This is a genomic window from Mesorhizobium sp. P2_H9, from assembly GCF_056403215.1.
The window spans coordinates 195805-222053 of the sequence record NZ_JBFUFX010000006.1 but is presented as its reverse complement, the minus strand read 5'-3'; the positions used below and the strand labels follow the sequence as shown (position 1 = coordinate 222053).

24 protein-coding genes, 1 tRNA gene and 2 pseudogenes are annotated in these 26249 nt (G+C 63.4%); 14 read left to right on the top strand and 13 right to left on the bottom strand.

The window, feature by feature from the left end:
- Positions 1-2: 2 nt before the first annotated feature.
- The 3 genes and pseudogenes from AC1DXN_RS13420 to AC1DXN_RS13410 all read right to left on the bottom strand — a co-directional run bounded on the left by AC1DXN_RS13420 (position 3) and on the right by AC1DXN_RS13410 (position 2011).
- The gene (locus AC1DXN_RS13420; protein ID WP_477271460.1) at positions 3-773 is read right to left on the bottom strand and encodes a TPM domain-containing protein; all 771 of its coding nucleotides are present in this window, start codon (positions 771-773) and stop codon (positions 3-5) included.
- Positions 774-858: 85 nt separating this feature from the next.
- Positions 859-1440, bottom strand: a pseudogene (locus AC1DXN_RS13415) (TPM domain-containing protein); the annotation flags it as partial.
- Positions 1385-2011, bottom strand: a complete 627-nt coding sequence (locus AC1DXN_RS13410) for a LemA family protein (protein WP_477248822.1) — start codon at positions 2009-2011, stop codon at positions 1385-1387. The pseudogene AC1DXN_RS13415 and the gene AC1DXN_RS13410, both read right to left, overlap by 56 nt.
- Positions 2012-2171: 160 nt before the next feature.
- Here AC1DXN_RS13410 and AC1DXN_RS13405 point away from each other — a divergent pair, with 160 nt between their 5' ends.
- The 6 genes and pseudogenes from AC1DXN_RS13405 to AC1DXN_RS13380 all read left to right on the top strand — a co-directional run bounded on the left by AC1DXN_RS13405 (position 2172) and on the right by AC1DXN_RS13380 (position 7455).
- Complete coding sequence (locus AC1DXN_RS13405) at positions 2172-2423, top strand: hypothetical protein (RefSeq protein WP_477270473.1); 252 nt, start codon at positions 2172-2174, stop codon at positions 2421-2423.
- Between the two features lie 7 nt (positions 2424-2430).
- On the top strand, positions 2431-3315 hold the full coding sequence (pdxY, locus tag AC1DXN_RS13400; RefSeq protein ID WP_477270471.1) for a pyridoxal kinase PdxY: 885 nt from the start codon (positions 2431-2433) through the stop codon (positions 3313-3315).
- Positions 3312-4067: pseudogene (locus AC1DXN_RS13395) on the top strand (DUF429 domain-containing protein). The gene pdxY and the pseudogene AC1DXN_RS13395 overlap by 4 nt, the downstream one beginning before the upstream one ends.
- A gap of 161 nt (positions 4068-4228) precedes the next feature.
- The gene (locus AC1DXN_RS13390; RefSeq protein ID WP_477270469.1) at positions 4229-4873 is read left to right on the top strand and encodes a carbonic anhydrase; all 645 of its coding nucleotides are present in this window, start codon (positions 4229-4231) and stop codon (positions 4871-4873) included.
- A gap of 10 nt (positions 4874-4883) precedes the next feature.
- Positions 4884-5300, top strand: coding sequence for a nuclear transport factor 2 family protein (locus AC1DXN_RS13385; protein WP_477270467.1), 417 nt, complete (start codon positions 4884-4886; stop codon positions 5298-5300).
- Positions 5301-5400: 100 nt separating this feature from the next.
- Complete coding sequence (locus tag AC1DXN_RS13380) at positions 5401-7455, top strand: M3 family metallopeptidase (protein WP_477270465.1); 2055 nt, start codon at positions 5401-5403, stop codon at positions 7453-7455.
- Between the two features lie 170 nt (positions 7456-7625).
- On the opposite strand, the gene AC1DXN_RS13375 is transcribed toward AC1DXN_RS13380, so the two are convergent.
- From AC1DXN_RS13375 to AC1DXN_RS13360, 4 genes are all read right to left on the bottom strand, one after another.
- Complete coding sequence (locus AC1DXN_RS13375; RefSeq protein WP_477270463.1) at positions 7626-9101, bottom strand: M81 family metallopeptidase; 1476 nt, start codon at positions 9099-9101, stop codon at positions 7626-7628.
- 23 nt (positions 9102-9124) lie between these two features.
- Entirely contained in the window at positions 9125-9952 is an 828-nt protein-coding gene (locus tag AC1DXN_RS13370; RefSeq protein ID WP_477270461.1) for a carbohydrate ABC transporter permease, read from the bottom strand.
- The gene (locus tag AC1DXN_RS13365; RefSeq protein WP_477248813.1) at positions 9949-10818 is read right to left on the bottom strand and encodes a carbohydrate ABC transporter permease; all 870 of its coding nucleotides are present in this window, start codon (positions 10816-10818) and stop codon (positions 9949-9951) included. Before AC1DXN_RS13365 ends, AC1DXN_RS13370 begins: the two co-directional genes overlap by 4 nt.
- 111 nt (positions 10819-10929) lie before the next feature.
- The gene (locus AC1DXN_RS13360; RefSeq protein WP_477270459.1) at positions 10930-12165 is read right to left on the bottom strand and encodes an ABC transporter substrate-binding protein; all 1236 of its coding nucleotides are present in this window, start codon (positions 12163-12165) and stop codon (positions 10930-10932) included.
- A gap of 233 nt (positions 12166-12398) precedes the next feature.
- On the opposite strand from AC1DXN_RS13360, the gene AC1DXN_RS13355 reads away from it, so the two are divergent.
- From AC1DXN_RS13355 to AC1DXN_RS13345, 3 genes are read left to right on the top strand one after another with little or no spacing between them, the layout of a single operon-like run.
- Entirely contained in the window at positions 12399-13169 is a 771-nt protein-coding gene (locus AC1DXN_RS13355) for an SDR family NAD(P)-dependent oxidoreductase (protein ID WP_477270457.1), read from the top strand.
- A 2-nt stretch (positions 13170-13171) separates the two neighbouring features.
- A complete protein-coding gene (locus AC1DXN_RS13350) occupies positions 13172-14239 on the top strand; it encodes an ABC transporter ATP-binding protein (protein ID WP_477270455.1) in 1068 nt (355 codons plus the stop codon).
- A gap of 10 nt (positions 14240-14249) precedes the next feature.
- Positions 14250-15131: a MurR/RpiR family transcriptional regulator gene (locus AC1DXN_RS13345; protein WP_477270453.1), complete on the top strand. Its 882-nt coding sequence runs from the start codon at positions 14250-14252 to the stop codon at positions 15129-15131.
- Positions 15132-15389: 258 nt separating this feature from the next.
- On the opposite strand, the gene AC1DXN_RS13340 is transcribed toward AC1DXN_RS13345, so the two are convergent.
- Positions 15390-15719 (bottom strand): DUF167 family protein, encoded by a 330-nt coding sequence (locus tag AC1DXN_RS13340; protein WP_477270451.1) that lies wholly within the window; start codon positions 15717-15719, stop codon positions 15390-15392.
- A gap of 3 nt (positions 15720-15722) precedes the next feature.
- The gene (locus AC1DXN_RS13335; RefSeq protein WP_477248807.1) at positions 15723-16013 is read right to left on the bottom strand and encodes a YggT family protein; all 291 of its coding nucleotides are present in this window, start codon (positions 16011-16013) and stop codon (positions 15723-15725) included.
- 161 nt (positions 16014-16174) lie between these two features.
- Between AC1DXN_RS13335 and AC1DXN_RS13330 the strand changes: the two genes are divergently transcribed.
- Positions 16175-16250, top strand: a tRNA-Ala gene (locus AC1DXN_RS13330).
- Positions 16251-16328: 78 nt separating this feature from the next.
- Here the strand turns inward: AC1DXN_RS13330 and AC1DXN_RS13325 are convergent.
- Both AC1DXN_RS13325 and AC1DXN_RS13320 read right to left on the bottom strand, forming a co-directional pair.
- Complete coding sequence (locus AC1DXN_RS13325) at positions 16329-17717, bottom strand: multicopper oxidase family protein (protein WP_477270449.1); 1389 nt, start codon at positions 17715-17717, stop codon at positions 16329-16331.
- A gap of 148 nt (positions 17718-17865) precedes the next feature.
- Entirely contained in the window at positions 17866-18474 is a 609-nt protein-coding gene (locus AC1DXN_RS13320) for a TetR/AcrR family transcriptional regulator (RefSeq protein WP_477270447.1), read from the bottom strand.
- 108 nt (positions 18475-18582) lie between these two features.
- On the opposite strand from AC1DXN_RS13320, the gene AC1DXN_RS13315 reads away from it, so the two are divergent.
- The 3 genes from AC1DXN_RS13315 (at position 18583) to AC1DXN_RS13305 (ending at position 23141) form a co-directional block, all read left to right on the top strand.
- Positions 18583-19269, top strand: coding sequence for a PspA/IM30 family protein (locus AC1DXN_RS13315; protein ID WP_477270446.1), 687 nt, complete (start codon positions 18583-18585; stop codon positions 19267-19269).
- Between the two features lie 65 nt (positions 19270-19334).
- Positions 19335-19622, top strand: a complete 288-nt coding sequence (locus AC1DXN_RS13310; RefSeq protein WP_477270444.1) for a YiaA/YiaB family inner membrane protein — start codon at positions 19335-19337, stop codon at positions 19620-19622.
- Positions 19623-19715: 93 nt separating this feature from the next.
- The gene (locus AC1DXN_RS13305) at positions 19716-23141 is read left to right on the top strand and encodes an acyl-[ACP]--phospholipid O-acyltransferase (RefSeq protein ID WP_477270442.1); all 3426 of its coding nucleotides are present in this window, start codon (positions 19716-19718) and stop codon (positions 23139-23141) included.
- Between the two features lie 47 nt (positions 23142-23188).
- Here AC1DXN_RS13305 and AC1DXN_RS13300 read toward each other — a convergent pair whose 3' ends face one another.
- Positions 23189-24400 (bottom strand): hypothetical protein, encoded by a 1212-nt coding sequence (locus AC1DXN_RS13300; protein WP_477270440.1) that lies wholly within the window; start codon positions 24398-24400, stop codon positions 23189-23191.
- A gap of 46 nt (positions 24401-24446) precedes the next feature.
- The gene (locus AC1DXN_RS13295; RefSeq protein WP_477270438.1) at positions 24447-25397 is read right to left on the bottom strand and encodes a GNAT family protein; all 951 of its coding nucleotides are present in this window, start codon (positions 25395-25397) and stop codon (positions 24447-24449) included.
- A gap of 159 nt (positions 25398-25556) precedes the next feature.
- On the opposite strand from AC1DXN_RS13295, the gene AC1DXN_RS13290 reads away from it, so the two are divergent.
- Positions 25557-26240, top strand: coding sequence for a cysteine hydrolase family protein (locus AC1DXN_RS13290; protein WP_477270436.1), 684 nt, complete (start codon positions 25557-25559; stop codon positions 26238-26240).
- Positions 26241-26249: the final 9 nt, after the last annotated feature.

The window sequence follows — 26249 nt, the reverse complement described above, 5'->3', positions numbered from 1 at the left end:
CCCTACCAGCTCCCCGAGGAGCCGCCGCCACCGGACGAACCCCCACCCCCCGAAAAACCACCACCGCTTGAGCCCGACGACCATCCGCCGCCGCCCGAAGACCAGCCGCCGCTGGACGATCGCTTGTGTGGCTCGAAAGTCATGCCCAGCCAGCGATAGCGGCCAGGCCCCAGCTTCTGGCCAAAAATCGGCGGCAGAATGGAGGCCGCCATGCTGCCGAAGAAGATGATCGCCCAGATGCTGATGAAGACGGCGAAGAACAGATCGTCGGTGTTGATGGGCGGCTGCTGGTTGCGCTCGCCGCGTGCCTCCAGCTCCTCCGGATTGCCTTCCAGCACCATCACCATGTCGTCGACGGCTTTGCTGATACCGCCCGAGAAATCGCCGGCGCGGAAGGCCGGCACCATGTCGTTTTCGATGATCAGCTTGGTGTGCAGGTCGGTCAGCGTGCCTTCCAGGCCATAACCGACCTCGATGCGCATCTTGCGGTCGTTCGGCGCGACCAGCAGCAGGACACCGTTGTTTTCCTTTGCCTGGCCGAGTTTCCAGAAGCGAAACAGCCGGTTGGCGTAGGGTTCGATCTCCTCGCCGTCGAGACTGGATATCGTCGCCACGACGATTTGGTCGGAGCCTTTGGTCTCGAAGTCGGCAAGCTTCTGGGTCAGCGCCGCCTTGGTGCCGGCATCGATGATGCCGGCATTGTCGACGACGCGGCCGGTTAGGGCGGGCAGATCCGCGGCGAAAGCCGCGAAGCCAATGAGCAAGACCGCCATGGCCAACAAGGCGGCGCCTGTCAGGGTGACGAAATGGCGGTGCCGCGAGGGGCTGATGATGTATGCGGTCATGTCGTCACCTGCGGCCTTCCAGCACCATGACCATGTCGTCAACGGCTTTAGAAATGCCGCCGGAGAAATCGCCGGCGCGGAAGGCCGGCACCATGTCGTGTTCGATGATCCGTTTGCAGTGCAGATTAGTGAGCGTGCCTTCCAGCCCATAGCCGACCTCGATGCGCATCTTGCGATCGTTCAGCGCCACCAGCAACAGCACGCCGTTGTTCTCCTTCGCCGTGCCGAGTTTCCACAAACGGAACAGCCGGGTGGCATAGGGTTCGATCTCCTCGGCGTCGAGGCTGGGAATCGTGGCGACGACGATCTGGTCGGAGCTCTTTGTCTCGAAGTCGGCGAGCTTGCGGGTGAGTGCTGCCTCGGTCGCGGCATCGATGATGCCGGCATTGTCTACGACGCGCCCGGTGAGGGCGGGGAGATCGGCGGCGAAGGCGGTGAGGGGAAGGAAAAGGATGAAGAGCAAGAGCGCAACCGCGAGAATGCGAATGCGGTGCCGCCCCTCATCGGCCTGCAAAATCACCACAGATGGCCCCTGGCTGTCACCCGCCCTGCTTCGTCCCGAAATCGACCTTCGGCGGCTGCATCTTGTCTTCATCGACGGTGAAGTTGGCGAACGGCTCGTTGCTGCGGAACCAGAAGGTTGCCCACAGCACCGAGGGGAAGGTCTTCAGCGTCAGATTGTAATCCTTGACCGCCAGGATGTAGTCGCGCCGCGCCACGGCGATGCGGTTTTCGGTGCCTTCGAGTTGCGCCTGCAGCGCCAGGAAATTCTGGTTGGCCTTCAGGTCGGGATAGGCCTCGGACACCGCGATCAGCCGCGACAGCGCGCTCGTCAACCCCGCCTGGGCATCCTGGAACTTCTTGAGGGCTTCGGGATCCTTCAGTGTTTCCGGCGTCACCGTTATCTGCGTCGCCTTGGCGCGCGCTTCGACCACCGCGTCGAGCGTGTCCTTCTCATGCGCGGCATAGCCCTTGACCGTCTCGACCAGGTTGGGGATCAGGTCGGAGCGGCGCTGGTACTGGTTCAGCACCTCGCTCCACGCTGCCTTGGCGTTCTCCTCCGCCGTCGGGATGGTGTTGTAGCCGCAGCCGGCAAGCAGCGGCAGCACGACGGCCATCATCAGGAAAGCGGGCAAGGTCCGGAAGGAAAGGCGTTGGGCAAGCATGGTGTGGTCCCTCGGTAGAAGTTGCATGCGAAGCATTAGCACAATCTGCCGCCAAGAAAATGACCCCCAAGCAGCTGTCCCTGGCTCGTCTCATCCGCTCGCGAGCCCCTGTGATTGACCGCGCGAACACGCTAAGCTCGTGGTCAAACAGGACGGCATCATGGCGGAGCGCCACGACAATGACAGCGAATCGCGCCGCATTATCGAGCGCGTGGCGCGCGAGACCGACCCGGGCGGCACCTCGTTCATCGCACGGACCGCGAAGGGCGCGCGCGATCACGTCACCGCGGCGGACGCCGATCGGTCGGACCCGATCGAGGTCTGGGGCACCCGCATTGGCAGGGTGCTCGGGCTCCTCATCGCCATCGGCCTGTTGATCTGGCTCGTGTTCTACATCACCCAGGGCAGCTAGGAATTCCATGGACACCGAAAAACCCGACGCGCCGCGCGCGGTCATCGTCATTTCCAGCCATGTCGCTCGCGGTTCGGTCGGCAACCGCGCCGCCGTCTTTGCACTGGAGACGCTCGGCTTTCCGGTATGGGCGGTGCCGACCGTCATCCTGCCCTGGCATCCCGGCCATGGCAGGGCGACGCGCATCGTGCCGCCGCTGGACCAATTCAAAGCGCTGATGGCCGACCTCGAGCGCGCGCCGTGGCTGGGCGAGGTCGGCGCCGTGCTGTCGGGCTATCTCGGCGAGGCCGGCCAGGCCGACGCCGTCGCCTCGCTGGTGTCAGCGGTCAAGGCCAGGACGCCGGACGCCATCTACATCTGCGATCCGGTGATGGGCGATTCGGGCGGGCTCTACGTGCCTGAACCGACGGCAGCCGCCTTGCGCGACCGGCTGATGCCGATCGCCGACATCGCGACGCCCAACCGCTACGAGCTGGAATGGATGGCCGGTGCGCCGCTGCCCGATCTGAAATCGGCGATGGCGGCCGCCCTGCATGCCGGGCCGTCGACCATGCTGGTCACCTCGGCGCCGGCGATGATGGCCGGCGGCACCGGCAATCTGCTGATCAACGGCAACCAGGCGCTGCTGGCCGAACACCGGCTGATCGACAAGCCGCCGAACGGGCTCGGCGACCTGACGGCGGCCGTCTATCTCGCCCGCATCCTGTCCGGGCAACCGGCGGTCAAGGCGCTGCAATCGACCACGGCGGCGGTCTACGAGATTCTGGCGCGCACGGCCAAACGCGGCGGCGACGAACTGCAGCTCGAAACCGATGCCCAGAGCCTTTCGCACCCGATGGCGATGGTACAGCTTCGCCACCTCCTGCATCCGGGGCGAGACAAGAGGGCGTGACTTTTATCGGCGTCGACGGCTGCAAGGCCGGCTGGATCGCCGTCCGCCGCGATCCGGATGCATCACCGTCGGTCGCCGTTTTTCCGAGCTTTGCTGCGATGCTCGACGCACTACCCGCCGATGCGACGGTGGCCGTCGACATGCCGATCGGCCTGCCTGATTTCTCACAAAAAGGCGGGCGCGGACCGGAGGCGCTGGTGCGGCCCTTGCTCGGCGACAGGCAATCCAGCGTCTTTTCGATTCCGTCCCGCGCGGCGCTCTATGCCGACACCAGTGACTTCACCACCATCGAGGCCTGGTATGCGGCGCACCGCCGGGCCAGCGAGGTGGCCAAGGCCACATCCGATCCACCGCGGGGCGCTTCGATCCAGGCCTTTGGTATCTTTGCCAAGATCCGCGAGATCGACTAGCTGCTGATTTCGCACCCCGAATTGCGCGGCCGGGTGTTCGAATCGCATCCGGAAGTCGCCTTCTGCCGGCTGAACGGCGAACAGGCAATGTCCTTGCCGAAGAAGATCAAAGGCGCCGTCAATCCGGCCGGTATGGAAGAGCGCAAGGCGTTGCTCTGCCGGCATGGCTATGAAAAAGCCTTTCTTGACCAGGCGCCGCTGCGCGGTGCCGCCGCCGACGATTTTCTCGACGCGGCCGTGATGATGCTGATCGCCGGGCGCATCGCCAAGGGCGAAGCAAAGCCGTTCCCGGACCCACCGCTCGCCGACCGTTTCGGCATTCCGGTCGCCATCTGGGCATGAGCAGCATGCGTCCAATGCGAGCCGAGCCTTGCGTCCTGCATGGCACTTGCGACCCGGCCCTTCGCAATTCGGCATTGCTCGCGGCACCGTTTTGCCGTTAGAGCCATTCTAAACTGAAAACGAGCTGCCGCCTCCAACCCGGAAAGGCTCCCGCCCCGCCCATGCCCCATCTTCCCGATCACCTTCTCGCCGGCTATCGCAATTTCATGAGCGGCCGCTATCTCACCGAGAGCGGACGCTACCGCGCGCTGGCCCGCGAAGGCCAGGCCCCGGAAACCATGATCGTTGCCTGCTGCGACTCCCGCGCGGCGCCCGAAGCGATCTTCGACGCCGGGCCGGGTGAACTGTTCGTGCTGCGCAATGTCGGCAATCTGGTGCCGCCCTATGCGCCCGACGGCCAGTTCCACTCGACCTCGGCCGCACTCGAATTCGCCGTGCAGAGCCTCAAGGTCAAGAACATCGTCGTCATGGGCCATGGCCGCTGCGGCGGCATCCGCGCCGCGCTCGACACCACCTCGGCCCCTTTGTCGCCCGGCGACTTCATCGGCAAATGGATGAGCCTGATCGCTCCGGCGGCCGAAACCGTGTCTTCCAGCACCTTCATGACTGCGACCGAGCGCCAGACCGCGCTGGAGCGCATTTCGATCCGCTACTCGATCGCCAATCTCCGGACCTTTCCTTGCGTCTCCATCCTCGAGGGTAAGGGGCGTCTGTCCCTGCATGGCGCCTGGTTCGACATCTCGACCGGCGAGCTTTGGGTGATGAACAAGGAGACCGGTGACTTCGAGCGGCCGGAACTCTCATAGGAGGCGGCGCATGACGCGGAATTGCCGGTCGATCGCGTTCGCCATTGCCGCGCTGCTGTTTTCGATCGTTTCCGCCCGCGCCGATGAAGGCGCGATCATCGACCGCTGGTATTCGGCGCTGCTGGTCGCCGACCGCACCGAATTGTCGGACCTGCTTGCCGATGACGTCCAGATCAAGCTCGACGACCTCGGTGTCGTCCAGAACAAACAGGAATTCATCGCCTCCATCGACGACTGGCAAACCGCCGTCACCGGAGCGGCGATCCGGCACCGGATCGAGAAAACCGAGGCCGGCGTCACCTCGGTGATCGCCTGCTATGATTTCCCCAGCAATGACATGCTGATGCAGGAAACCTTCGCTATATCAGGCAACCGCATCACCGCCAGCTCGCAAGCCGCGCTCGCCGAAAGCTGCGAAGGCTACTGACGAAAACCTGACTGGTTGCGGTGTTGCGCGAAGCGAACCAGCGCCCTACATCGGTGATATCCCGCCTCACCCCCTTACTGCCAATCAGCGAAAGATACCCATGCCGTCCACAAAAGCAGTCGACCTCGCCGCTCATCCGCTGACCGCATGGCAAGGGCCGCTCGGCCTGCCCGATTTCTCCCGCATCGGCGACGATGATTTTGCGCCCGTCTTCGACGCCGCGCTGAAGGCGCATGAGGCCGAGATCGAAGCGATATCGGCCAACGCCGAGACGCCGACCATCGACAACACGCTGGCCGCGCTGGAGCTTGGCGGCGAGGCGCTCGACCGTGTCTCGTCGATCTTCTGGTGCCGGGCCGGCGCCCACACCAATGAAGCGATCCAGGCGCTGGAGCGAGACATCTCGCCAAAAATGTCCAGGCATTTCTCGGCGATCTCGATGAACGAGAGACTGTTTGCACGCATCGACGACCTCTACCAGCGGCGCGCTTCCCTGAAGCTCGATGCCGAAACGCTGCGGGTGCTGGAAAAGACATGGAAAGGCTTTGTCCGTTCCGGCGCCAAGCTCGACGCCGACGGCAAGAAGCGGCTGGCGACTATCAGCGAAGAACTGTCGTCGCTCGGCACCACTTTCGGCCAGAACGTGCTTGCCGACGAGCGCGACTGGGCGCTTTTCCTAGACGAGGCCGATCTTGCCGGCCTGCCGGATTTTGTGAAGAGCTCGATGGCCGAGGCTGCCGAGATGCGCGGCCAGAAGGGCCGTTACGCCGTCACTTTGTCGCGCTCGATCTATGAGCCGTTCTCGACCTTCTCCGAACGCCGCGACCTGCGCGAGATCGCCTTCCGCGCTTTCACCATGCGCGGCCAGAATGGCGGCGCCACCGACAACACCGCTGTGGTGCGCGACATGCTGAGACTGCGCGCCGAGAAGGCAAAGCTGCTCGGTTACGCGTCCTTCGCTGCCCTGAAGCTCGACGACACGATGGCCAAGACGCCTAAGGCGGTACACGCGCTGCTCGATCCGGTCTGGGAAAAGGCGTTGGAAAAGGCTGCCGCCGACCAGACCGAACTGCAGAGGCTGGCGCTTGCTGCCGGCAGCAACGAACAATTCGCCGCCTGGGACTGGCGCTTCTATCAGGAGAAACTGCGCGCCGAGAAATTCGCCTTCGACGAGGCGGAGCTGAAACCCTATTTGCAGCTCGAGCGCATCATCGACGCCTGCTTCGATGTGGCGACCAAATTGTTCGGCACCACCTTTGAGGAGAAGAAAGGCATTGCCGCCTGGCATCCAGACGCGCGCGTGTTCGTGGTGAAAAATGCCGATGGCAGCGAGCGCGGCCTGTTCCTCGCCGACTATTTCGCCCGGCCTTCAAAACGCTCGGGCGCCTGGATGAGCGCGCTGCAATCCGGCTATCATCTCGGCCACGGTTCGAAGCCGGTGATCTACAACATCATGAATTTCGCCAAGCCGCCGCTGGGCGAGCCGGCGCTGTTGTCAGTCGACGAAGCCAAGACCCTGTTCCATGAATTCGGCCACGCGCTGCACGGCATGCTGACCGACGTCACCTGGCCGTCGGTCGCCGGCACCTCGGTCAGCCGCGACTTCGTCGAACTGCCCTCGCAGCTCTACGAGCATTGGCTGACCGTGCCGGCGGTGCTGGAAAAGCACGCGCTGCACGTCAACACCGGCAAGCCGATGCCAAAAGCGCTACTCGACAAGATGCTGGCCGCGCGCACTTTCGGCGCCGGCTTCGCCACCGTCGAATTCACCGCCTCGGCGCTGATCGACATGGCCTATCACGCGCGGCCGAACGGCCCGGAAGAGCCGCTTCGTTTCGAAGCCGAAACGCTCGACAAGCTCGATATGCCCGACACCATCGCCATGCGCCACCGCACCCCGCATTTCGGCCATGTCTTTTCCGGTGACGGCTATTCGGCTGGCTACTATTCCTACATGTGGTCGGAAGTGCTCGACGCCGACGCTTTTGCCGCTTTCGAGGAGACCGGCGACCCCTTCAACCCGGCGCTGGCTGAGCGATTGAGGAAAAACATCTACGCCGCCGGTGGCTCGAAGGATCCGGAAGAACTCTACACGGCGTTTCGTGGCAAGATGCCGTCGCCGGAGGCGATGATGGTGAAGCGCGGGCTGGTGTAGCGCCGCGTAATCTCCCCCCTCGAGGGGGAGATGGCCGCAAAGCGGCCAGAGGGGGTCGGTCCGACCGGGCGCGACCTGCCGCGGCAGAAAAAGGGTTGGCACTCAACGCGAGGCGACCCCCTCTGTCGCCTTCGGCGACATCTCCCCCTCAAGGGGGGAGATTTGCTGCGTCACACCTTCCAAGGATCCGCTACCCGCGGCCAGATCGGCCGCGTCAGCTTCGTATAATTGGTCACCGCAGGATCGCTCGGATACGAACTCGGCGCCGAGACATAGATGATCTCGGAAGCGATCGGCGCGAAGCCGGCGTAGAAGTGATTGGTCGACTTCACCAGCAGGATGTCCTTGGCCAGCGGATCGACGCCGATGTTGGAAAAAATGTCCGGCTCGAAGGTCTGCGTGCGGTTGGTGTTGAGGATGATGTCGACCTCGGTGCCTTCGATGCGCACCAGCGCCGTCGGCCCGAGCGTCACGCGGCTCGGCCCAAAGCTCTGCCAGCCCTCTGCAACGGTCATCACCACCCGCACGCGGGCGTCGATCGGTTCGCCCGCCAGCGGTCCGGCCTTGCCGCCAAAGCGCAAATCGATGACGGCGCCCTCGCCGGCGGCCTGACAGAAGGTCACGGCGATCGGATCCCAGATCGTCGCCACGCCGATATTGTTCAGGCCACGTTCCAGCATGGCGCGCAGCACGACGGTGCCGTCGCCAGCCACGCCGCCGCCTGGATTGTCCCAGATGTCGGCGATGACCACCGGCCTGGCCGGATTTTGCACACGCACGGCCAGCGCGCGCTCGATGCCGTCACTGGTGTTCAGCATGGTCATCGCCGTCTCTTTGCGCATGGCGTAAAGCTCGCGCCCCAGCCTTTCCGCCAGCGCGTCGCCCTTGGCCTTGTCATTGTCGGTGACGACCAGGATGCGCGTGCCGACTTCCGCGACGTCGGCGGCCATGAAGCCATGGATGACCGAGACCGACAGCACGCCATCCTTGCCGTGCAAGGCTTTGATGCGGTCGACGAAGGAGCGCATTGGCTCGCGGCTGGTCGGCAGCACCTGGATCATGCGGCAGTCGAAGGTCGAGATGACGGGCTTGATCTCACCGCGCGCAGCGGCCAGGCCAAGCTCGACGACATGCTCGCCGCGTTCGTAGAAATCGGTGTGCGGGAATTCGAGGAAATAGGCGAGGATATTTGAGGCGGCGACGCGCTTCGGCGTCAGATGGCTGTGCGGGTCGAGTTCGGCCGCGATCACCACATCCGGGCCGACCATGGTGCGGACGCGTTCGAGCAAATCGCCCTCGCAATCGTCATAGCCTTGCGCCACCATGGCGCCATGCAGGCCGAGGATGACGGCGTCGACCGGAAGCGCTGCCTTGAGCTGGCCGAGGATTTCGTCGCGCAGCGCCTCGAAAGTCTGCCGCTGCACCAGCCCGCCCGGCTCGGCCCAGGTTGCGGTGCCTTCGATGACGATGAGCCCCTCTTGTGCCGCGCGCTTGCGCAAGGCGATGATCGGCGAGGAGCACAAAGTCGGCGTTTCCGGATGTTTGCCCGGCCCGGCGTAGAAAGCCATGTCGAACGAGGCCCGGTCGGTCGGCACCGGCGAAAATGTATTGGTTTCCGTCGCCAGCGAGGCAGTGAAGATGCGCATGAAAGCTCCGCAGTGAAGAACGGTTACTTGACGGCCCCGAGCGCCAGCCCCCGGACGAGGTAGCGCTGCAGCCAGATGAACAGGATCGCCACCGGCAAGGTCGCCAGCAGCGTGGCGGCCATCACATGGTGCCACTCGATCGTGTAGCGGCCGGCGACCAGCGAAAACACCTGGATCGGCAGCGTGTAGCTTTCCTGGCTGCGCAGCATGGTGAGCGCGACGACGAACTCGTTCCAGGCATTGATGAAAGTGAAGATGGCGGTCACCGCGATCGCCGGCAGGCACAGTGGCAGGAACACCTTGCGCAAGGTCAGCCAGCGGCCGGCACCCTCCATCCAGGACGCTTCCTCGAGATCGCGTGGGATGGTGTCGAAATAACTTTGCAGCATCCACACCGTGAAGGCGACGTTGAAGGCCATGTAGATGAAGCCGAGCGCCGTCGTCGATTCGATCAGGCCCCAGGCGGCCATCAGCCGGAACAGCCCGAGCACCAGCACGATCGGTGAAATCATCTGCGAAACCAGCAGAAACTGGCGCAAGGCTCCATAGCCGGCAAAGCGAAAGCGCGACATGGCATAGGCGGCGGGAACCGAGATCAGGATGGCGCCGACGGTGGCGATCACCGAGACATAGAGCGAGTTGGCAAGCGCCTGGCCGAAACCTGTCGCCACCCACATGTCGGAAAAGTTCGACCAGTGGAATTCGCTCGGCCACCAGGTCGGCGACAGCACCTCTTGCCGTGGCTTGACCGCGGTCAAGAACATCACGGCGAAGGGAAAGATCGTCACCACGATCAGCGGCGCCAGCAGCAGCCAGGCGATGATAGAACGCTTCAGCTTGCCGTTCTTCATGTGCGCTGCTCCCGCATCGCCAGCCTGACATAGATCATGGTGAAGACCAGCAATATGGCGAACATCACCAGCGACACCGCCGATGCTTCACCGAGCTTGCCGATGCGGAACGCCAGTTTGTAGAGGTGGGTGACCAATATGTCGGTGGAGTTGGCCGGCCCGCCTTGCGTCATCACCCAGATGATCGGGAAGGAATTGAAGACGTAGATGGTGTTGAGCACGATCGCGATGTTGATGAACGGTTTCAGCAGCGGGAAGGTGATCTCGCGAAACTGCTGCAGCGGCGTCGCCCCTTCGAGGGCCGCCGCCTCGTAGAGATCGTCTGATATCGAGGACAGGCCGCCAAGGAAGATCGTCGTCGTGAACGGCACCGTCACCAGGATGCCGATCAGCACCTGCATCGGAAAGGCCGTCTCGGCGCGCGCCAGCCACTGGATGTTCTCATGGATCAGGCCGAGCCCGATCAGCGCCGAGTTCAGCATGCCGCTTTCACCGTTCAGCGCCCAGCGCCAGACCACCGCCGTCATGGTCAGCGACACCGCCCAGGGCAGCATGATGATGACGCGGGCGAGGCCTCGGCCGTAGAAATCGGTGTTGAGGATCATCGCCACCGGAATGGACACCAGCTGCGCGCCACCGACGACCAGCACGGTCCACACGCCGGTGCGCCAGAGTGCTGCCAGGAAATCGGGATCGGCAAGGAAGGCGTGGTAGTTGGCAAGATTGTTGAAGTCGCGCAGCTGGCCGAAACGGCTGACATCATGGGTCGAGATCTGGATCAGGTCCCAGACCGGCCAGAAGATGACGACCGCCGCCAGGAACAGGCTGGGCAAGGTCAGGAGATAGGGCAAGAAACGATTTTGCATCGGCTGACCTGCGCCCTGGTGTGGCGATTGAGAGTCACATGCCAGGCGGGATGATGGAAAGGGGCGCGCCCCGATTGAGACAGGGCGCGCCGGGCGTCGGGAGAAAACGCCCTATTTCTTGAGCACGGCGTCGGCCTTGGCCGCCGCATCCTTCAACGCCGCTTCGGGCTCAACGTCGCCGAGATAGATCTTTTGCATGGCATCCGACGTGATCTGCGCGATCTCTTCCCAACCCGGGATGACCGGTGCGAAGCGGGCATCGGGCAGCAGCGCGGTGAACGCCGCCAGATCGGCATTGTTGACGTAGTAGTCCATCTTGGCCTCTTCCTTGTTCACCGGCAGGAAGCCTTCGCCTTGCGTGAACTTGGCGCGCTGTTCGGTGGTGAACAGGAAGTCGAGCAGTTTCCAGGCCTCGTCCTTGTTCTTCGAATTCTTGAACATGATGATGGAATCGGTGACGCCATAGGTGCCGCGCGCGCCGCTCGGCCCGGCGGGAATGGCGGCCACGCCGTATTTCAGGTTCGGCGCCTCGTCCTTGATCTGGTTGGACAGGAACGGCGCGGTGATCATCATGCCGACCTTGCCTTGCTTGAACAGGTTCTGCACGTCCTCGCGGTTGTTGGAGGTGACGCCCGGCTCGGTCAGGCCTTCATCGATCATCGACTTGTAGAGCTTGGCGGCTTCGAGCGCGCCGGGCGTGCTCAGGCCCGACGTGCCGTCCTTGTTGAGGATCTCGGTGCCCTGCGACCACATCGCATAGTAGTAATAGACGTCGGTCTCGATCTCCTTGCCCTGCAGGCCGAAACCGAAGGTGCCGGAGCCGAGCGCCTTGATCTTGCGCGCATCTTCCTGCAGCTCGGTCCAGGTTGCCGGCGGGTTGGCGATGCCGGCCTTCTCGAACAATTCCTTGTTGTAGTACATCGCCCGCGCCGAAGCGGCGATCGGCAGGCCGTAGGTCTTGCCGTCCATGATCGACGGCGACAGGAAGGTGTCGATGAAGCGGTCCTTGAAGTCAGGCTTGATGTAGCCGTCGAGCGGCTCGGCGACATCCTGCTGGACGAAATCGATCAGCCAGCGTGTGCCGATGATCGACAGATCCGCATTGGTGCCGGCGGTGATGTCGGTGGTCAGCTTCTGCAGCAGCACATCCCACGGCACCACCTCGAACTTGACCGTGATGCCCGGGTTTGCCGCCTCGAATTCCTTTTTGACGCTTTCGAAATAGGGGCCGGTCTTGGCGCTATATTCGGCAACGGTGACGCGCACTTCGCCGGCGTCTGCCTGCGCCGCCAGCGCCAGCATGCTCATTCCGGCCAGCAGGCCGGCAGTCCAGTTTGCAAGCTTCATTCGATCTCTCCCATTTGACTGCGCATAACGGCTCCCGCGCCATTCGGCGGCACAAGCTTTATGTGACTTTCCTACATTATCCATCATTTTGCGGTTCGCAAGCAGATTATTCTGTTGCTTAATTACATTTCATAAAATAGCGTTTTGCGAATTGTCCCCTGCATGTCGCCCGAATGCGCAGCGGTTTGGGGCAACAGGATGTATACGTGCAAAGACCTGGAGGAGCGCGCACGGTGGTTTCGAGAGCCGAATTCGAAGGCAAAACGGTGGTTGTGACTGGCGCGGGCGGTGGCCTCGGCTCGGCGATCGTGAGGCTGATGGCCGAGCGCGGCGCGCGCGTCGTCGGCTGCGACCAGTCGAGCGAGGCGTTGGCGAGTCCGCACATTGCCTCGCGCCACGTCTTCAACCTTCTCGACCAGGCCTCGATCGAGGCGGCGATAGCGGCGATCCTGGACAAGGATGGCGTTCCCGACATTCTCGTCAACAATGCCGGCTGGACGCGCGCCGAGACGTTGCCGGCGCTAAACTCCGACAAGATCGAGCACGAGCTGGACCTGAACCTGACCGGGGTGATGACTTTCGCCGATCCGTTGGTCAAGGCGATGGCCAAGAACGGCGCGGGCAGCGTCGTCTTCATCTCCTCGGTCAACGCCATCGCCCATTTCGGCAACCCCGCCTATGCCGCGGCCAAGGCCGGCATCAACGCCTATGCAAAATCGATTGCTGTGGAACTCGGCCGCAGCGGCCTGCGCGCCAATGTCGTCTGCCCCGGTTCGATCCGCACCGCAGCCTGGGACCACCGCCTGGCCAAGGACCCCGAGATCCTCGGCAAGCTGCAACGGCTCTACCCGCTTGGCCGCATCGTCAACGCTTCCGAGGTCGCCGAAGCGGTGGCCTTCCTTGCATCCGAGCGCGCATCGGGCATAACAGGCGTGGTGATGCCGGTGGATGCCGGACTGACCGCCGGCTGCCTGCCATTCATCGACGACATATTGGGGGCGTGAGCATGACCGATGTCCAGTTTCGTGGCCTGTCGAAATCCTTCGGGCAGCACAAGATCCTTGAAGACATCAACCTCGACATCGACAGCGGCGAGTTCGTCGTGCTGGTCGGCCCCTCGGGCTGCGGCAAGTCGACCTTGCTGCGCATGCTGGCCGGGCTGGAAACGATCACCGCCGGCGATCTGCTAATCGGCGGCGTGCGCGCCAATGAGTTGCCGCCACAGCAGCGCAACATCGCCATGGTCTTCCAGTCCTATGCGCTGTTTCCGCATCTGAAGGCGGCGGACAATATCGGCTTCGGTCCAAAAATCCGCGGCGAGACCCGCACGGCTATCGACGAAAAGGTCAAGAAGGCGTCCGGCGTCCTCAACCTGTTTTCCTATCTCGACCGCTATCCCCGGGAATTGTCGGGCGGCCAGCGCCAGCGCGTCGCCATGGGCCGCGCCATCGTGCGTGAACCCTCGGTGTTCCTGTTCGACGAGCCGCTATCCAACCTCGACGCGCAGCTACGCGTGCAGATGCGCACCGAGATCAAGGCGCTGCATCAGCGGCTGAAATCGACCATCGTCTATGTCACCCATGACCAGATCGAAGCCATGACCATGGCCGACCGCATCGTGGTGATGGACCGCGGCCGCATTCAGCAGGTCGGCGCGCCGTTGGAGCTTTACGACAAGCCGGCCAACAAATTCGTCGCCAGCTTCATCGGCTCGCCGTCGATGAGCTTTGTCTCCGGAGCACTGAAGGCGACGGCCACCAAGAACTGGTTCGAGACATCGGGCGGCGGGCGCCTGACGCTTGCCGGCAAGGCGGTGTCGGATGGCGCTACGGTCGAGGCCGGCATCCGCCCCGAACACTTCGTCATCGGCGGCGAAAGCGACGCGATGGCGATCAATGTCGACGTCGTCGAGCCGACTGGCGCCGAAACCCATGTCTATGGCTCGATCGGCAGCGACACCGTGCGGGCCGTGTTCCGCGACCGGCTGCAGATCCGGCCCGGCGACAGGCTGCCGGTCTCCGTCGATCCCGGCAACATCCATCTGTTCGACACGGCAACGGGCCTGCCCCTGTGAACCCACGCGGATGAAAACACCGGCCGACATCATCACCCGCCTGCAATTGATGTCGCAGGACGGCACCAAGTCGGACCGCCGGCTGGCCAGCCTGGTGCTCTCCGATCTCGACTTCGCCTCCAAGGCGGCGATCTCCGAAATCGCCGCCCGCGTCGGCGTCAGCGAGCCGACGGTGACCCGCTTCTGCCGCAACCTCGGCTGCGAGGGCTTGCGCGATTTCAAATTCTACCTGGCGCAAGCCATCGCCATTGGCGGCCAGTATCTGTCGCCGGAACCACTGAACCGCGATGTCCGCGAACAGCGCATCGCGTCCGCCATCACCGAAGCGGCGATATCAGCCATCCAGCGCGCCAGCGAAAATCTCGACATGAAGGTGCTGGTCGGTGTCGCCGCGCGCATCGCCACCTCCGGCAACATCCTGTGCATCGGCTCGGGCGGCATTTCCTCGATGATGGCGACCGAGATGCAGAATCGGCTGTTCCGGCTGGGCCTGTCTGCGCTTGCGCAGGTCGATGGGCAATTGCAGCGCATGTATGCCGCGGTGGCGACACCCGAGACCACGCTCGTCGCCTTCTCGGTCTCCGGCTATGCCCGTTCGGTCATCGAGGCGGTGCAGGTCGCCCAGCAATATGGCGCCACCACCGTCGCCATCACCGCACCCGATTCCGCGCTCGCCAAGGCCGCCGAGACGGTGATCCATCTGCAGGCGCTCGAGGATGGCAACATCTACAAGCCGACCTCGTCGCGCTATGCGCTTTTGGCGATCGTCGACATGATCGCCACCTCGGTCGCGGAAACGCGCGGGCCAAAGGTTCTTGAGAGCCTGCGCCGCATCAAGCAGAGCGTGAACACGCTGAAGGTCGACGATCCCCGCTTGCCGTTGGGGGATTGAAGGGCTGATTTGACCGCCGCCAATAGACATTTCATCTGTTGGCGATCCTTCGCGCCCCCCCTGTCCTGCCGGACATCTCCCCCACAAGGAGGGAGATTGGCAGCTTCGGCGCGCCACTCATTCTGCGGCGGTGGAGATTAGCGAAAGCCGGGATGACGGCCGATTTCCCCCCAAGTGGGGGAGATGTCCGGTAGGACAGGGGGGGCGCTGTCCCGCCGATATCTCAAGGTTCTGAACCGCCACAGCAATTGAAGGAAACTAGGCCTTGGATTGGTGGCTGAGCACCTCAACACTCTTCGCCAGCGCCACCGGCTCACTCAGCACCCGCAATGTCTTCAGCCGGGAAGTGCCGCCGGCGACAACCGAGACCGCCGATGCCGGCACGCCCAGCGCCTTGGCGATCAGCTTCTCGAGTGCATGATTGGCGGCGCCGTTTTCCGGTACGGCGCGGACGCGGGCTTTCAGATGGCTCCGCCCGTCAGAAGCAGTCTCGACGCCTTCCAGCCGGTCCATCGCCGCCTTCGGCGTCAGCCGCACAAACAGGTCGATGCCACTATGGCCAATTCTGAAAAATCCGGTCGGTTCCACGGATCAGTAGAACAGCGACCTTACCGTGCTGTTCAGGAACCGTTCCAGGAAGAAGATAATCAGCAGAACAATGATCGGCGAGATGTCGACGCCGCCGAGATCCGGCAGCAAGCGTCGGATGGGACGGAACGCCGGCTCGGTCAGCCGATAGAGCACGCCGCCTATGTTGTTGACGACCTGGTTGCGCGAATTGACGACGTTGAAGGCGTACAGCCAGGAGAAGATCGCCGCGGCGATGATCACCCACCAGTAAAGTTCGAGCGCGTAGATCAGCGTATCGATAAGCGCGTCCATTCAAAGCTCCATTGATTGCGCGACATGTAGCCATTGCATGCCAAACCGGCAAGACCCGGCTTCCGCGACATGCCGGCTCGAAGGTTTGGCCCCGGTCATTTCGGCAAAACGCCGCCTTGACAGAAAACCGCCGCGCCCGATAAATGCGCCATCCGCTGGACGGGGCTGTAGCTCAGCTGGGAGAGCGCGTCGTTCGCAATGACGAGGTCAGGAGTTCGATCCTCCTCAGCTCCACCAGCGGATTTTTCCAAACCCTTGCCTACAGTGTGTGCCGCCTTGGTCGTTCGACCATGACTGCGACCGGCTTCCACGCCCTCACACCACTTGGACATAACTCGTCATCCCCGATTTCTGGTGCTCGATGATGTGGCAGTGCAGCAGCCAGTCGCCTTGATTGTCGGCGACGAAGCCGAGCTGAACCTTCTCATTGGGCTGGATCAGATAGGTGTCCGAGATGACCGGCTGAACCCGGCGCGTCGAGGATGACAGCACCTTGAAGCTCATGCCGTGCAGATGCATCGGATGCGATTGCGGCGTCAGGTTTTCCATGTCGATGACATAGCTTTTGCCGAGCTTCAGTTCGGCCAGCGGCGCGGTCGGGTCCGGCGTATCGCCCGGCCACGGCACCTTGTTGATGGCCCAGAAACTGTAGCCAAGTGAACCGCAGATGCCGTCGCTCGGGACGTTTTCGGCCGTGGCGCTGAGCGCCAGCGAAATATGCTCTGCGCTGCCGAGATCGACCTCCTCCACCGGATTGGCCTCCAGCGGCGCGAGATCGCGAAGGTCGCGTTTGAGCGATGCTCCGACCGCGCGCAAGGTCGCCAGCACCTTGGGCTTGGTGCCCCTGACGTCCCGCAAGCTGACGACTGCCCCATCGTCGTCGGGCATGCGGATGGCCAGTTCCATGCGCTGGCCGGGTCCCAGCAGCAAGGCATCGGGCGCAAAGCGCTGCGGCACCGGATTGCCGTCGAGCGCAATCACCGTCGCCTCGGCGCCTTCGACGACAAAGGCATAGACGCGCGTCACGTCGGTGATGGCGACCCTCAGCCGCACCAGCCCTCCCGCCGGCGCGTCATAGGACGGCTGGTCGAGCCAGTTGGCGGTGCGCACCGTGCCATAGGTGCCGGTTCTCGCCGCGTCGCGCGGCCGGAACGGATCGATGAACTGGCCGTCGTCGCCAAGGCGCCAGTCGCGCAGATTGATCACCTCCTCGGCATCGAATTTCGGATCGCCGGGGTTCTCCACCACGATGACGCCGGTCAGGCCGTGGCCCATCTGGATCAACGTGTTGCAATGCGGGTGATACCAGAAGGTGCCGGCGTCGGGCGGTGTGAACCCATAGTCGAAATGGTCCCCGGCATAGACATAAGGCTGCACCAGAAAGGGAACGCCGTCCATCTTGTTGGGAACGCGAATGCCGTGCCAGTGGATCGTCGTCGGATCGTCGATGCCGTTGACCAGCCGTGCCGCGAAGGGCTCACCCTTTTTCATCCGGAGCACCGGCGGCATGCCTGATACACCATAGGTCAGCACATCCTTGGTTGGGCCGATATCCATCAGCATCGCCTGGGTCCTGGCTGTCTTCAGCACCACCGGCTCCGGCGCTGCCCAGCTGCCGAATTTGCCCATGGCGGAAAGCCCGACCCCACTGACGCCGGCAATTGCGGCGGTCTTTAGAAGTTTGCGACGTGTGAACACCGTCATGCTGCACTCCAACCGGAAAGACGACTGCCCTGAGAGGACTACCATGGCTTAAATCATGGGCGAGGAAGCCGTCAGCTCTTCGTGATGCCCAGAAACTCAACGCCGCGTCTTGGCCCGGGCAGGCGGCGAGCACAAGAGCGGACAGCGCTCACTTTCTTTCTGTCTCGAGCCCGGTCACCAGCACATCGACAAAATTCAGCAACTCGCTTTCGAGATCGGTGGGCGCCAGGCCGATGAAGCGGTCCTCGAGCGAAATGGCGACGATGCCGTGCACTGCCGAGAACAGCGTGCGCGCACGGGCCAAAAGATCCGGCGTTTCCGCCGCTGGACGTAGCGCAGCCAGCGGCTCGACCAGATGCTGGATAAGCACCGCATGTTCCGCCAGATGCCATTCGGGCACCGCCACGCCGGGCGCCATTCGATGCTCGAACAGGGCCGCCCACAGCATGCGGTTGTCGCGCGCAAAAGTTAGGTAGGCCCTGGCCAGCGCCCTCAGGTTGGCCCTTGGTTCAACCGCGCTGGTCGCTTCCTCACGCAAGGCCGCGCCCAGCCGCGCCAGGGTTATGGAATTGACGTGCAGGATGAGCTCGTCGAGGTCGGCGAAGGCGGTGTAGAGCGCACCGAGCGCGCAGCCGGCGTCGGCCGTGATGTCGCGCGCCCGCAGCCCGCCGAGGCCCGAGGATTGAATATGCGCCTGGGCGGCCGTGATCAGCCTGCCCTTGAGATCCTCGCGCCTGGCGTCCCGTTTTGCCGTCATTAACCTTCTCACTCTGAAACTTTTGAACAGTGTTCATTTTTCTCTTGAACGCCGTTCACGATGTGATATCTTGCATTCATGAACAGTGTTCATAGAGGAGAAACCGGAATGTTGAAACAGTTTTTTGCGCTGATGCGCGGCCACAGCCACGAAGCCGCGGAAGCGCTTGTCGATCGCAACGCTCTGGTGATCCTGCGCCAGCAGATCCGCGATTGCGCCGACGCCATCGCCGCCGCCCGCCGGGCAGTCGCCATCGCCATTGCCCAGAACGAGCAGGAGATCGTGCAATTCAAGAAATTGGTAGCCCGCATCGAGGACCTGGAAAAGCGCACAATCGCCGCGATCGAGCAGGAACAGAACGAACTGGCCCGCGAGGCGGCCGAAACCATCGCCTTGCTGGAGGCCGAACGCGATGCCTCCAGCGAGGCGCAGAAAAGCTTCGGCACCGAGATCGAGCGCCTGAAGCGGATCGTGCGCGCCTCCGAAATGCGGCTGCGCGAATTGCAGCGCGGCCAGCGCATCGTTGCCGCGGTCGACACCACCCAGCGCCTTCGTGAAACCGCCCCCGGCTCCAGCCTGTCGGCGCTGAAGGATGCCGAAGAGACGCTCCTGCGGCTGCGCACGCGGCAAAAGCAGATCGATGCCACGGCTGCCGCCATGGCCGAGATGGAACAGTCGGGCGATCCGGCCGCGGTTAGCGAAAAGCTGGCCGCCGCCGGTTGCGGCGCGCCGCTGAGAAGCAGCGCCGACGCCGTGCTCGAACGCCTGGCCAGCAGGATTGCCAAGCCGGCTTGATTGTATCCGGCCTGAAACAGACCGACGCCCAAGCAACCTAACCCTGAAACGAAAGGATCATACCGATGACCCCCAACACTTACGCTCCAAAGGATTCAAGCGCCTGGAAGACATTCACCATGGCCAGCTTCGCCGTCGCCGCCTCGATGATGGCCGGCGGTATCTACTTCATGGAGGCAAGCTTTGCCGCCAAGGGGTTTTACGCAATGGCCGCCATCATGCTCGTGCATACCTCCATCACCATCACCAAGACGCTGCGTGACGCGGAAGAATCAAACCGCTTCATCAACCGGCTGGAAGACGCCAAGACCGAGAAGCTGCTGATGGATGTCAGCCGCAGTAACGAAGTGTAACCGGGTTCCCGCTAGAACAAGACCCAAACCACGCAAGACCGCTGATCAATCCAGTCAGGATTGCACCGGTCTTGCCCAATGGAAGTCGCCGCTATGGAAATCGCCCCGATCAATCGTCCGACAGCTCATCTGATGACGTCCAGGCGCTTTGCGCCGCTCTTCTGGACGCAGTTCCTGTCCGCCTTCAATGACAATTTCCTCAAGAACACGCTGGTGTTCCTTATTCTGTTCACGCTGGCGGCGGACCAGGCGGCGTCTCTGGTCACCTTGGCCGGGGCTGTCTTCATGGCCCCCTTCCTGCTGCTGTCGGCGCTCGGCGGCGAGATCGCCGATCGCTTCGACAAAGCCCTCATAGCCAAGCGTCTGAAATTCGCCGAGATCGCCGCCGCGGGAGTCTCCGTCGTCGGCATCGCGCTGTCGTCTATTCCCGTGCTGATGGTAGCGCTGCTGATGTTCGGCATCATCTCGGCCCTGTTCGGGCCGATCAAATACGGCATCCTGCCCGATCACCTCGAGCGCAAGGAACTGCCCAAGGCCAACGCCTGGATCGAGTCCGCCACGTTTGCCGCGATCCTCGGCGGCACCATTGCCGGTGGCGTCGTTTCCGCCGATGGCATCGGCGTCACGGTGTTCGGACCGATCATGATGGCGCTCGCCGTCGGCTGCTGGCTCGTCAGCCGCTATATTCCGTCCACCGGCTCGGCGGCGCCCGACCTCGTCATCGACAAGAACATCTTCCGCTCGACCTGGCGTCAGGTCTCAGAATTGCGCACCGACATGCGCATCTGGCGCGCCGGCCTGATGACCTCGTGGTTCTGGCTGATCGGCGCCATCGTGCTGTCGATCCTGCCGACGCTGATCAAGGATTCGCTCGGCGGCAACGAAATGGCGGTCACCGTTTATCTCGCCGTGTTCGCCGTCTCGATCGCCGTCGGCTCGGCCATCGCCGCCTGGATGTCGCAGGGCCGCATCGTGCTCTTGCCCGCACCGGTCGGCACGGCGCTGCTGGCGCTGTTTGGCCTGCATCTGGCCTGGACCATCTGGAGCATGACGCCTTCGCCGCAGGCCGAAACGCTTGCCCTGTTCTTCGCTGGCCCGAACACGATCCGGGTCGCCATCGACCTTGCCGGCATGGCCATTGCAGCCGCCTTCCTGGTGGTGCCGACCTTCGCCGCCGTGCAGGCCTGGTCACCTGAAGCGCGCCGCGCTCGCGTCGTTGCCGCGGTCAGCATCGTCAATGCCGGTTTCATGACCGTAGGCGGCATTATTGTTGCCGTGATCCAGGCGAAAGTCTCCACCGGCGGCATCCTGTTCGGCCTCGCCGCGGCCAACGCGATTGCCGCCTGGCTGATGCTGAAATTCCTGCCGACCAACCCCTTCCGCGACTTCGTCTCCATCCTGTTCCGCGCCTTCCTCCGCCTGGAGGTCGAGGGCATGGACAACCTCAAGGCAGCCGGCAAGGCGCCGATCCTGGCGCTCAACCATGTCAGCTTCCTCGACGGCCCGCTGGCCTTGACGCTGACCGACGAGGAACCGGTCTTCGCGATCGACTACACCATCGCCCAGGCCTGGTGGATGAAGCCGTTCATGAAACTTGCCCGCGCTTTGCCGCTCAACCCTGCCAAGCCGATGTCGACCCGCACGCTGATCAAGATCGTGCAGGGCGGCGATCCGCTGGTCATCTTCCCGGAGGGACGCATCACCGTCACCGGCGGCCTGATGAAGGTCTATGACGGCGCCGCCATGGTCGCCGACAAGACCGGCTCGATGGTCGTGCCGGTGCGCATCGACGGGCTGGAGAAGAGCTATTTTTCGCGGCTGTCGGCGCAGCATGTGCGCCACCGCCTGTTCCCGAAAGTCAAGGTGACCATTCTGGAACCGGTAAAGCTCGAGGTTGCGCCGGAGCTGAAGGGCCGCAAGCGCCGCGCCGCGGCCGGGTCTGCCCTCTATCAGGTGATGTCGGACCTCGTCTTCCGCACCCAGGACATCGACAAGACCGTGCTGGAAAAGATTATCCAGACCGCCACCGAACGCGGCATGAGAGAGCTCGCCGTGCAGGATCCGGTCACCGGTTCGCTGAGCTACGGCAAGCTGCTGACGGCTGCCGCCGTGCTTGGCGAGAAATTCGAGCACCTCTATGCCGGCCAACAGACGCTCGGCATCATGCTGCCCAACGCCAACGGCTCCTGCGCGACGCTACTCGGCGTCATGTCTTCCGGCAAGGTTCCGGCGATGATCAACTTCACCGCCGGCGCCGCCAACATCCTCTCCGCTTGCAAGGCCGCCGAAGTGAAGACCGTGCTCACCTCGCGTGCGTTCATCGAACAGGCAAAACTGGGCGCCGTGGTCGAGGAGCTTGGCCGCTCGGTCGACATCGTCTGGCTCGATGATTTGCGCGCCACCATCGGCCTCAAGGACAAGCTGCTCGGCCTGCTGCGCAAGAGCACGCCGCGCGTTGCCCGCAAGCCCGACGATGCGGCGGTGATCCTGTTCACCTCGGGTTCGGAAGGCACGCCCAAGGGTGTCGTGCTGACCCATCGCAACATCCTGGCCAACGCCGCCCAGGCGGCGTCGCGCATCGACTTCCATTCGGGCGACAAGGTGTTCAACGTGCTGCCGATCTTCCACTCCTTCGGCATGACGGCGGGCACCGTGCTGCCGCTGATCTCGGGCGTGCCGGTCTATTTCTACCCCTCGCCGCTGCACTATCGCCTCGTGCCGGAACTGATCTACGGCTCGAACGCGACGATCATCTTCGGCACCGACACGTTCCTCTCGGGCTATGCGCGCACCGCGCACCCCTACGACTTCCGCTCGATACGCTATTGCTTTGCCGGCGCAGAACCGGTCAAGGCAGCGACGCGCATGACCTATATGGAGAAGTTCGGCGTGCGCATCCTCGAGGGCTACGGCGTCACTGAAACAGCGCCGGTGATCTCGATCAACACGCCGATGTACAACCGCTCCGGCACCGTCGGCAAAATCATGCCCGGCATGGAATATCGCCTCGATCGGGTGCCCGGCGTCGACGATGGCGGCCGGCTTTTCGTGCGCGGCCCCAACGTCATGGCCGGCTATCTCCGGGCCGAGAAGCCTGGCGTGATCGAGGCGCTGGAAGACGGCTGGCATGATACCGGCGACGTCGTGTCCATCGACGAAGGCGGCTTCATCACCATTCGCGGCCGCGCCAAGCGCTTCGCCAAGATCGGCGGCGAGATGATCTCGCTGGCTGCGGTGGAGGCCCTCGCAGGCGAATTGTGGAAGGGCTTGCTGTCGGCCGTCGCCACTGTGCCGGACGCGCGCAAGGGCGAAAAGCTGATCCTCATCACCGAAGCCACTGAGGCCACACGCGCGCAATTCCTCGCCTTCGCCAAGGCCAACGGCGCCATGGACCTGATGGTGCCGGCCGAAGTGCGCGTCGTCGCGAAAGTGCCGGTGCTCGGCTCAGGCAAGCTCGACTTCGCCGGCGTGACCAAGATGGTGCGCGCAGAAGAAGACATGAAGACCAAGGCGGCTTGATCTGGAAATGACGAACGGGCCGGCGCAAATGCCGGCCCGTCTTTTCGTCACGTCTTGGCCTCGCGCTGCGCGATCAGCATCGCCATGCGCTGGACGGCGCGCAGTTCCATTTCCACGCCCGGCGATGACGCCAGCGCCGGCATGTTGAGCGCGACCACGGTCAACGGGTTGAGCGTCGCCAGCAGCACATGGGTTGCCTCATACTTCTCAAACAGCCAGGCCAGCTGTTCACGGATGTCCTGGTCGGCAAGCGATTGTGGCTGCACATCCGCGACGGAACGCACAGGGGCCTGTTCCAGCGCCCGGGTCAAAACGTTCAGATCGAAATCGCCAAGCTCGGCGGCCGGCAGGATCAAGGCGCCGTCGACAAGGCTATGGTTCTGCAGGCCGCGCAGGAAGCGAGCCGAATCCGTCAAATCGCCTTCGGCCATGTGCCGCAGCAGCGAGTCGCGGCGTTTTTCGGCGGCCAGGCTGACGCTGTCATTGTAGATGACGGCGAGCAGCGTTGCGGACAGCACGATCACCACGCCCTGCACGCTTCCCCGCCAGCCGATATGATCGATGCCGCCCAACGCCAGTCCGGCGAAGATAGAACTCAGCGCGATGACGGCGAAAGCGCCGATCGTGTCGCGATGGCTGGGGCTCGGCCGGCCGAGGCCAATCGTCAGCCAGCACAGGAACAGGATGGCGATTCCGCCAAGCCGCACCGGCACCTCGAACAAGCCGGGCCGATAGTCGGTGATCATGAACGGAATGATCAGCAGCAGCGAAAGCGCCATGCGCTCGACCGTGCGGTTTTCGGCAGCCGACAGGCTGTCGCGGTCGCGCATCACCACCAGCCAACCAATCGCCAAAAAGCCGCCGAACTGGAAAAGCAGCAGGGCCACCATCCGCCACGGCTCGGCGAAGCGTTCCGGGATCATCGCCAGCAGCAGGAAGGCTGCGGCGCCGCCGGCGGCGAGGAACTTGAGGAAGAAGGGAGCGTGCCGGCGCAGCAGGCCCTCGGTCAACAGCAGGGCTGCCAGCGGCAACAGGCCTGCGGCCACGATGGTGACGAGCCGGAAGATGCCAAAGCCGGTGATACAGTCGAGGATCCGGCAGGCCAGCAGCACGGCCAGCACCCGCAGGCCGAACAGAAAACGCCGTGACAGCGGATCGCCGGTGTCCCGCCCGCCGACGACCGCGATGACGATCAGCAGTCCGGCCAGGGCAGCCAGCGAGGTAATGGTGTCGGCGACAAATGTGTTGTCAAAAGTCATGCGTCGTTTTCCGTCAGCGTGCGGATGAACCGGCGCACCACAGCCGCTAGCGTGTCCATGGTCGCAACATATCCCATTGCCGGCCAGAGTCGGCCCAGTGGACCACCGGCAGGATGAGCCGCTGCAGTGTAGTCGCCGTACCCGCTACAGTGAGAGCCGCGAGCGAGCCGCGCGGAACGGCATCGGCGAGATAAATTCGCGCGGCCTGAAAATTCATCTGGCCGATCTGCAGCACATCGTCGCCGCGCTGATAGTCGAGCTGGTTCCGGCAGAAGTCGTTGTAGGTCTCGACCCGGTGCTTGGCCGTGTCCTCGAACGACTTTTTCAGCTCGTCCGATCCACCGGTATAGGCATTGGTGATGACAAAGCGCTCTTCATCGAAACCGGCGTCGGCACCGACACCGAAGACATGACGGTGGCGGGCCATGATCTGCCGCGCCAAAAGGACATGGGTCAGCGAGCGCCGCGCGCCGGAATGGGGATCGGGAAACACATTGGCAAAGGCCTCCGCCACCATGCCGACCACGGCAGGCACCTGTGTCACGTTGGAGATCCAGACCGGCCTGAACTGGTTACGCAGGAACATCAGGAAGCAGGTCAGGCCGTAGAGGATCCAGCTCAGGCCGCGACTGCGCTCCTCCGGATCGACCATCACCAGTCCCAGATGCAAGACCTCATAGAGCTTGCCGGCCAGCGAGATGTCCATCGGCGCCAGGGCATTGAAGGCGATCGGCCGGCCGTCGCCGCGCCGATAGACGATGGTGATGATGGCGTGTTCCAACCGGCTGCGGTCGCCGGAAAAAACACCGTAGGTCAGGCTGCCGTCCTTCAGCGTTTTCGCGGCGACCAGCCGCAAATCGTGCGTCAGTTGCTCCAGATCTGCCGGTTTCATCCAGCGTCCGGGCCGCTCGACGACACGCGTGTCGTAGTCCTTGGACGCGCGCATACGCACATCCATGAACCGACCCGGCAGCATCTGCAGAACCGCACCCAGCAAGATATATCATCCCCGTGGACCGAACGCGCATGATGAAGGCATCCACCTAAGGCGCGGTAAACCCCCGGAATGGCAAGAGTTGGTCGGTCTCGCCAAGGGGATGGACGGCGGCGACATCGCTCGCCACGATGGCCCTATCCGGAACGAGGTAAGCGGCAGATGATCAAGGCGACCCCTTTCGATTTTCCCTATGACGGCAGGCTGATCGCCGAAAATACCGCACTCATCGTCATCGACCTGCAGGAAGATTTCCTGTCGACGACGGGCTACTTCGCCAAACAGGGGTACGACCCCACACCGTTGCGGGCGATCTTGCCTGTGGTGAGCCGGCTGATCGCGGCGGCCCGTGCCGCCGGCCTCAGGATCATCCACACCAGGCAAGGCTATCGGGGCGATATGGCAGACATGACGCCCTACGAAAAATGGCGCCGCAAGCGGGCTGGCCTCGAAGGTACCGAAATCCTGCTGCGCTCAGGCCCGGGCTTCCAGATTGTCTCAGAGATCGACGTTGCGGCGGAAGACATCATCGTCGACAAGACCTGCAACGGCGCCTTCACCTACACCGACCTGGAGCTGGTCCTGCGCGCGCAAGGCATCACGCATCTGCTGTTCTCGGGATGCACGACCGATGTCTGCGTCCACACGACGTTGCGCGAGGCCTGCGACCGCAATTTCCAGTGCCTGACCATCGCGGACGCCTGCGCCAGCGGCGACCGCAAGGCGCACGAGGCGGCGCTGCACATGGTTACGGTGGAAGACGGTGTCTTCGGTGCGCTGACCGATTCAAGCACCGTGATCGCCGCCTTGTCGCAACTAAGCGGCAAGGCGGGCCAGAAGGACTGAGGACGGTCG

What these genes read in the sequence shown, in the direction of transcription:
- AC1DXN_RS13420 (WP_477271460.1), bottom strand. Translation starts at nt 773, where the DNA reads ATGGCGGTCTTGCTCATTGGCTTCGCGGCTTTCGCCGCGGATCTGCCC.
- AC1DXN_RS13410 (WP_477248822.1), bottom strand. Translation starts at nt 2,011, where the DNA reads ATGCTTGCCCAACGCCTTTCCTTCCGGACCTTGCCCGCTTTCCTGATG.
- AC1DXN_RS13405 (WP_477270473.1), top strand. Translation starts at nt 2,172, where the DNA reads ATGGCGGAGCGCCACGACAATGACAGCGAATCGCGCCGCATTATCGAG.
- pdxY (WP_477270471.1), top strand. Translation starts at nt 2,431, where the DNA reads ATGGACACCGAAAAACCCGACGCGCCGCGCGCGGTCATCGTCATTTCC.
- AC1DXN_RS13390 (WP_477270469.1), top strand. Translation starts at nt 4,229, where the DNA reads ATGCCCCATCTTCCCGATCACCTTCTCGCCGGCTATCGCAATTTCATG.
- AC1DXN_RS13385 (WP_477270467.1), top strand. Translation starts at nt 4,884, where the DNA reads ATGACGCGGAATTGCCGGTCGATCGCGTTCGCCATTGCCGCGCTGCTG.
- AC1DXN_RS13380 (WP_477270465.1), top strand. Translation starts at nt 5,401, where the DNA reads ATGCCGTCCACAAAAGCAGTCGACCTCGCCGCTCATCCGCTGACCGCA.
- AC1DXN_RS13375 (WP_477270463.1), bottom strand. Translation starts at nt 9,101, where the DNA reads ATGCGCATCTTCACTGCCTCGCTGGCGACGGAAACCAATACATTTTCG.
- AC1DXN_RS13370 (WP_477270461.1), bottom strand. Translation starts at nt 9,952, where the DNA reads ATGAAGAACGGCAAGCTGAAGCGTTCTATCATCGCCTGGCTGCTGCTG.
- AC1DXN_RS13365 (WP_477248813.1), bottom strand. Translation starts at nt 10,818, where the DNA reads ATGCAAAATCGTTTCTTGCCCTATCTCCTGACCTTGCCCAGCCTGTTC.
- AC1DXN_RS13360 (WP_477270459.1), bottom strand. Translation starts at nt 12,165, where the DNA reads ATGAAGCTTGCAAACTGGACTGCCGGCCTGCTGGCCGGAATGAGCATG.
- AC1DXN_RS13350 (WP_477270455.1), top strand. Translation starts at nt 13,172, where the DNA reads ATGACCGATGTCCAGTTTCGTGGCCTGTCGAAATCCTTCGGGCAGCAC.
- AC1DXN_RS13345 (WP_477270453.1), top strand. Translation starts at nt 14,250, where the DNA reads ATGAAAACACCGGCCGACATCATCACCCGCCTGCAATTGATGTCGCAG.
- AC1DXN_RS13335 (WP_477248807.1), bottom strand. Translation starts at nt 16,013, where the DNA reads ATGGACGCGCTTATCGATACGCTGATCTACGCGCTCGAACTTTACTGG.
- AC1DXN_RS13325 (WP_477270449.1), bottom strand. Translation starts at nt 17,717, where the DNA reads ATGACGGTGTTCACACGTCGCAAACTTCTAAAGACCGCCGCAATTGCC.
- AC1DXN_RS13320 (WP_477270447.1), bottom strand. Translation starts at nt 18,474, where the DNA reads ATGACGGCAAAACGGGACGCCAGGCGCGAGGATCTCAAGGGCAGGCTG.
- AC1DXN_RS13315 (WP_477270446.1), top strand. Translation starts at nt 18,583, where the DNA reads ATGTTGAAACAGTTTTTTGCGCTGATGCGCGGCCACAGCCACGAAGCC.
- AC1DXN_RS13310 (WP_477270444.1), top strand. Translation starts at nt 19,335, where the DNA reads ATGACCCCCAACACTTACGCTCCAAAGGATTCAAGCGCCTGGAAGACA.
- AC1DXN_RS13305 (WP_477270442.1), top strand. Translation starts at nt 19,716, where the DNA reads ATGGAAATCGCCCCGATCAATCGTCCGACAGCTCATCTGATGACGTCC.
- AC1DXN_RS13300 (WP_477270440.1), bottom strand. Translation starts at nt 24,400, where the DNA reads ATGACTTTTGACAACACATTTGTCGCCGACACCATTACCTCGCTGGCT.
- AC1DXN_RS13290 (WP_477270436.1), top strand. Translation starts at nt 25,557, where the DNA reads ATGATCAAGGCGACCCCTTTCGATTTTCCCTATGACGGCAGGCTGATC.